Genomic DNA, 6205 nt, shown 5'->3' on the forward strand with positions numbered 1-6205 from the left:
AGGTAGGGAGGGCGGAGTCGCGCGGCTCAACCCGGGACAGGCCGCGTTCGAACGCGCGCCGCCCTTCGGGCGCCGGCATTACGGGTTGCCGGTGGTCTTCTCGGTATGAATGGTCGCGGAGAGTGTGTGGCGCTCGCCGGGGCGGAGTGGGTAGCGATTGTCGATGGCGTTGCCCGTTTCCACGCAAAGCATCTCGCACCAGGCCTCATCGGGGATGTCATCAAAGCTCCGCGCCCCGTCGGGGCCGGGGTTCCAGACCACGGTGCTGGCGCTCCCGGTCTTTTCGATATGAATGCGTCGCCGCGGACCGTTTATTACCGCCTCGCCCAGGTGTTGGAAGTACACCCGGTCGATTGGAGGGTGAATCTGCAGCGGGTCCGACTGGATCCCGCGGGTGCCGCCCTCCTGCTTGTCCCAGTAGGTCAGGCCTTTCAGGCCGTCGACGCGAATGCCGCGAGCATCCTCAACGCGGAAATAGCTGTGCAGTGCCTCGGAGAGTGCCCATTCCTGATCGCTACGGTTTTCCGCAGTCAGTTCGAGATGCAGACGGTCGTCGAGGATGACCGTGAGTGTCAGGTTAAAGGCATGCGGCCAGATGCGCCGGGTGGTTTCGTCATCGCTGATGGTGAATACCGCGAGGGCCTGGTCTTCATCGTGGCTCAAGCGTTCGACCTGCCAGGTCATGTGTCGGACGAAACCGTGGGCACCCAACGACGAATCGCTGGGGTGGGCGCCAAACCAGGGCCAGCACACCGGGATGCCGCCGCGGACGGGGCGACTGCCATCCAGTCGGGAGCTCGGGCTCAACCACAGCACCTCGTTACCGTCGCTATCCCGGTAATCGAGCACGGTTGCCCCGAAGCAGGAGACCGTGGCCCGCCCGTGGGGAGAGACCAGCTCGACGGTCTCGAGCTCGCCGAGGCGGGAGGGGTAGGCAGCGGTTGCGGAAGGATTCATGGCTAGGTCTCCTGGAATCGTCAGGTACTTCTCGGGCCGACTACCCGGTCGCGCCCCTGTTGCTTGGCGAGATAGAGTCGTTGGTCGGCGACTTGCACGGATTGTTCCGGCGTCGAGTCAGGCTCGAGGGCCACCACGCCGAAACTTGCCGTAACGCGGCCAATTTCGGGGAATTCGGTGTCATGGACACGGCAGCGCAGTTTGTCGGCCAGGAGCGTCGCGGCGTGTTCGTCGGTGTCGGGCGTGATCAGCATGAACTCCTCGCCGCCCCAGCGAGCGAAGCTGTCCGTGGTGCGAATGTGGTCGCTGACCAGGCGAGCGAAGCGCGTCAACACGGCATCTCCGCAAGGATGACCGAACTGGTCGTTGATCTGCTTGAATCGATCGAGGTCGATCATGATCAGGGCGGCAGGGTGGCCGTAGCGCTGCACGCGATCGTGTTCGTGGGCGAGGATCTTTTCGAAATGCATCCGGTTGATCAGCCCGGTGAGCATGTCGGTGGTGGCCAGGCGCTTGAGCTCGTTCTCGGTACGGACACGGTCGGTGATGTCCTTGCCCACGGACACGTAGCCGGTCAGCTCACCATGTTCGTCTCTTACCGGTGTGATGGTCTCTTCCATGTGGAGCAGCTGGCCGTTCTTCTGTTTGTCGATGAAGGTGTCACGAAAGACATCGCCGCGATCGAGGGTGTCCCAGAGACGTTGATAGAAGCTGCGGTCATGCATGCCGGACTGGAGCATGCGTGGATTCTTGCCCCGCACTTCGTCACGGCTGTAGCCGGTGTGTTCCTCAAAGGCACGATTGACGTCGAGGATGTTGTTGTCCCGATCGGTGATCACCACGCTGTCACTGCTGGCGTCCAGCGCGTATACGAGCATCTGGCGGCGCTCGTGCTCGCGGGTTTCCACGCTGATGTCGCGTTGGACGGAAACGAAGTGGGTCACTGTGCCCGCGTCGTCACGAACCGGCGAAATGCTCCATTCGACGTCGTAGGCCGTGCCGTCCTTGCGGTAGTTGACCGTTCGCGCCGAGAATCGTTCACCGGCCGCCAACGCCGTCCGCAGTCGGCCGAGCATCGGACGGTTGGTGGCCTCGCCCTGGAGCAGGCGTGGGGTCTCGCCGAGGATCTCCTCGAGCGGATAACCCGTCATCGACAGGAAGGCCGGGTTGGCGTAGACGATCTCCGGGCCGGGGCGATCGAGTTCGGCCGTGGTGATCACCACGGCGTCAAACGACTGTTCCACAGCGGCCTGAAGCAGTCTCAGGTACTCGAGATCGTGCATGGTGGCCATTAGCTCAACGAGTGGGTGGGCGGCCGGTAGCCGGCAATGATGGCGACGGGGAATTGGCGACCGGCCGCATCTCACCGGTGCCGTCGAGGGATTCAAGCCTAGGGAAACGCGGTTGGAATTACCAATGGCCATTCCCATTGCGGCGCGACCGGATGATCGCTTGCATGCAGTGTGGGATAGGGACTCAGTCGTAGCGGATGTCGACGATTTCCCAGGCCAGGTGGCCCTTGTCCTCGCCGGCGGGCAGTTTCACGACGTCACCGGGACGGCGACCGATCAGCTTGCGGGCCACCGGGGAGTCGATGCTGATCCAGCCGCGCGAGGGATCGAGTTCGTCGGGCCCGACCAGGCGCAGGGTGCGTTCGAGGGATTGGGTCTCGCATTCCATCTCGACGAAGGCCGCGAAATACACCTTGTCAGTGTCATCCGGGGCCCGGTCGACGACCTTGAGGTTCGGCAGGCGTTTTTGCAGGTAGCGGATGCGCCGGTCGATCTCGCGCAGGCGCTTCTTGCCGTAGATGTACTCGGCGTTCTCCGATCGGTCACCCAGCGCGGCGGCCTCGGAAACCGCCTGGACCACCTCGCGTCGTTCGACGCGCCAGAGACGGTCCAGCTCGGCTTCGAGGGTTTTGAAACCGGGCCGGGTGATGATCGGCGTGCTCATCGCTCGCCGGCAGACAGTGTCTTCTGGATGGCGCTGACCGCGTGGGCGAGATCGCGCAGGCGATTGTCCTTGAGCTCACCACCGGCCGCACCGGGATGGCCGCCGCCACCGAAGTAGCGTGCGGAAATCTCACCGGCGTTGACGCCCGGATTGGCGCGCAGGGAAAGACGGCCATTGCCGCGTATGCCCATTGCCATGTCGATCTGGCCTCGGACTTCCATCATGTCCATGATCACGCCGCGCCAGACGTCGTGCGGCCAGTTGAAGAACACGCCCGTACGCACACCTTCGATCTCAAGGACAGGGACAAAATCTTCGTCCAGCACCGAGGCCGAGAGCATGTGGAACTTGTCGTTGAGCGGCAGGTTTTCGTCGTTAAAGATGCGTTTTTCCACCCGCCCCTTGAGGAAGGCCTTGCGCACCTCGAACAGATTGCGCTCGAACGCCTCCAGCGATTCGCCCGACTCGTGGGAACGGAAGAACGCCTCCATCACGTGAAAGCGGTAGGCGCGCTTCAGGTCCTTGAGGGGCGGCGCGAGGTGGTCGTCCTGCATCACCAGACCGATCAGGTAGATCGCCCGGCGGAAATCGTCGTGGTCGCGCAGCCAGCGGTCGCCGACGTCGATGAACTCGGCCCGCTGGCGCATCAGTTCCCGCTTGGTCTCGTCCAGCTGGTCGGCGACCGCCTGGAAGGTCAGCAGGCTCGCGCAGCGGTCGGTGTCGAGGTAATACCAGTCGAAGGCCTCGGCGCAGTCGGCGCCGGTGGCGTGGTGATCGAGCAACTGCAGCTCGACTGGCACCTTCATCTTGCCGATGCGCTTGTCGAGGGCCTTGGCCTGGTCGAGTGTCAGGTTGAGGTCGGTGATCAGCAGCCCCGCCGGCTCGCCGGCCTTGATGATGCGCGCGACGATGTCGTCGATGGCGTTGTTGATGTCGCGGTAATCGGCATTGAAGAAATGGCAGCGCTGATCGGTCTGATCGACCATGTACTGCGCGCCATAGCCGTCAAGGTCGGTGTGCGACAGGTGATACAGCCAGCCTTCGGGACGGATGATATTCGGAGTGCTCATGGATGCTCGCTGACAGCGGCTGCCGCGAGTGGCAGCCGTGGATGAAAAGGTATGTTCAAGCTATTGATCAATCGGGAAAACACAAGTGCTTCCCGTTGGTCCGCGTTCGGTAATGGCTTATTGGCGGCGCCAGGTGGTGCCCTGCGGTCCGTCCTCGAGGGTGATGCCATTGTCGAGCAACAGGTCGCGGATGCGATCGGATTCCTCGAAATTGCGTGAGGCGCGGGCCTCGGCGCGCTGGGCGATCAACTGGTTGATGTCGGCATCGTCGAGGGTGTCCTCGCGATCGCCTTCGGCACTCCAGTGGAGGAAGACATCCGGGTCGAGTTGACCCAGGTTGAGGATCGCGCCCATGGCATTGATGGTGGCCGCGTGCGGGGCGGCGGCTTCCTTGTCGGATTCGCCGATCTTGTGCACCAGGCTCAATTGCTCGTGGATCAGGGCGATGGCCTTGGGGGTGTTGAAATCGTCGTCCATGGCGTCATGGAAGGCATCCATGACCTCGGCGATCGGCTCGGCATTGGCCGGCACCTTCTTTAGCGCGCTGTACCAGCGCGACAGGCTGGCCTGGGCGGCATCCAGATGCTGGTCCGAGTAGTTGAGCGGGCTGCGGTAGTGGCTCGAGAGGATGAACAGGCGCACCACCTCGGGGTGATAGCGCTGGGTCACTTCCTCGATGGTAAAGAAGTTGCCCAGCGACTTGGACATCTTCTCGTCGTCGACCCGCACGAAACCGTTGTGCATCCAGTAGTTGACGAAGTGGCAGCCAGTGGCACATTCGCTCTGCGCGATCTCGTTCTCGTGGTGCGGGAACATCAGGTCGTGACCACCCCCGTGGATGTCGAAGGTGGTGCCCAACGCCTCGGTGGACATTGCTGAGCATTCGATGTGCCAGCCGGGCCGGCCCGGCCCGAAGGGTGCGTCCCATTGCGGCTCGCCGGCCTTGGCGTGCTTCCACAGCACGAAGTCGAGCGGATCGTCCTTGGCCTCGTCGACGGCCACGCGGGATCCGGCGCGCAGGTCCTCCGGGTCGCGTCCGGAAAGCGAGCCGTAGCGATCGAAGGTCGAGACGTCGAAATAGACGTCACCGTTGTCGGCGCGGTAGGCGTTGCCACGGTCGATCAGCGTCGTGATCATCGCGATCATCTCGTCGACGTTCTCGGTCGCGCGCGGCTGCGAGGTCGGCGGCAGGCAGCCCAGCGCCTCGGCGTCGCGATGCATCAGCTCGATGAAACGGTTGGTCAGCGATTCGATGGACTCGGCGTTCTCGGCGGCGCGGGCGATGATCTTGTCGTCGATGTCGGTGATGTTGCGGACGTAGTTGACGTCGAAACCGCGTTCCTTGAGGTAGCGCACCACCATGTCGAAGACGACCAGCACCCGGGCATGACCGATGTGGCAGCGATCGTAGACCGTCATCCCGCAGACGTAGATCCCGACGTGGCCGGGACGGATCGGGGTGAACTCGCGCTTGGCGCGGGCGGCGCTGTCATAGATTGTGAGCATGTTGGCTACGATTCCGGGTCGAAGGTCGTTAGACTGTTCTGCATTGGAAATGGCGTGTTTCCTGGAAGCGGCGCTTCCGGGAAAGGCGTTAGTTTAACGGCCCCGACAGACGAGATAAAACGCATGAGTGACATCAAGAGCAAGATCCGCTTCTCCACACGGCTAGGCGACATCACGATCGGCCTGTATGACGACAAGGCCCCCAAGACGGTGGAAAACATCCTTGCCTATGTCGACTCGGGCCATTTCGCGGGCACGACCTTCCACCGCGTGATTCCGGGCTTCGTCGTCCAGGGTGGCGGTCTGACGCCGGAGATGGAGCAAAAGCCCACTCGCGCACCGATCGAAAACGAGGCCAACAACGGCCTGAAGAACAAGCGCGGCACGCTGTCGATGGCGCGCACCCCGGATCCGAATTCGGCCACCAGCCAGTTCTTCATCAACCTGGCTGACAACGCCTTCCTGGATTTCTCCTCCGAGACCCCGCAGGGTTGGGGCTACGCTGTGTTCGGCGAGGTGATCGACGGCATGGAGGTGGTCGACAAGATGGCCACGCTGCAGACCGGTTCGCGCTACGGTCACCAGGATGTGCCGGTCGATGACGTGCTGATCGACAAGGCCGAGCGCATCGACTGATCGACTCGACCCGACTGACACCACTGGTAGTGTCCAGTCAAGTGGTGTAAAAGCGAGATAGCCACCAAAGCCCTCGTCGC

At 62.9% G+C, this 6205-nt stretch carries 6 protein-coding genes; 1 reads left to right on the forward strand and 5 read right to left on the reverse strand.

The window, feature by feature from the left end; translation table 11 throughout:
- Positions 1–78: 78 nt before the first annotated feature.
- The 5 genes from D5687_RS04745 to cysS form a co-directional block, all read right to left on the reverse strand.
- Positions 79–957, reverse strand: a complete 879-nt coding sequence (locus D5687_RS04745) for a D-hexose-6-phosphate mutarotase (RefSeq protein ID WP_125198617.1) — start codon at positions 955–957, stop codon at positions 79–81.
- A 20-nt stretch (positions 958–977) separates the two neighbouring features.
- Positions 978–2249 (reverse strand): diguanylate cyclase, encoded by a 1272-nt coding sequence (locus D5687_RS04750; protein WP_125198618.1) that lies wholly within the window; start codon positions 2247–2249, stop codon positions 978–980.
- Between the two features lie 184 nt (positions 2250–2433).
- Positions 2434–2913: a transcription elongation factor GreB gene (gene greB, locus D5687_RS04755; protein ID WP_125198619.1), complete on the reverse strand. Its 480-nt coding sequence runs from the start codon at positions 2911–2913 to the stop codon at positions 2434–2436.
- The gene (locus D5687_RS04760) at positions 2910–3983 is read right to left on the reverse strand and encodes a DHHA1 domain-containing protein (protein WP_125198620.1); all 1074 of its coding nucleotides are present in this window, start codon (positions 3981–3983) and stop codon (positions 2910–2912) included. The genes greB and D5687_RS04760 overlap by 4 nt, the downstream gene beginning before the upstream one ends.
- 117 nt (positions 3984–4100) lie before the next feature.
- Complete coding sequence (gene cysS / locus D5687_RS04765; RefSeq protein ID WP_125198621.1) at positions 4101–5489, reverse strand: cysteine--tRNA ligase; 1389 nt, start codon at positions 5487–5489, stop codon at positions 4101–4103.
- 123 nt (positions 5490–5612) lie between these two features.
- Here cysS and D5687_RS04770 point away from each other — a divergent pair, with 123 nt between their 5' ends.
- Entirely contained in the window at positions 5613–6125 is a 513-nt protein-coding gene (locus tag D5687_RS04770; protein ID WP_125198622.1) for a peptidylprolyl isomerase, read from the forward strand.
- The last annotated feature ends 80 nt before the right edge of the window (positions 6126–6205 follow it).

Origin of the sequence: Guyparkeria sp. SCN-R1, assembly GCF_003932495.1 — a bacterium.
GTDB lineage: Bacteria > Pseudomonadota > Gammaproteobacteria > Halothiobacillales > Halothiobacillaceae > Guyparkeria.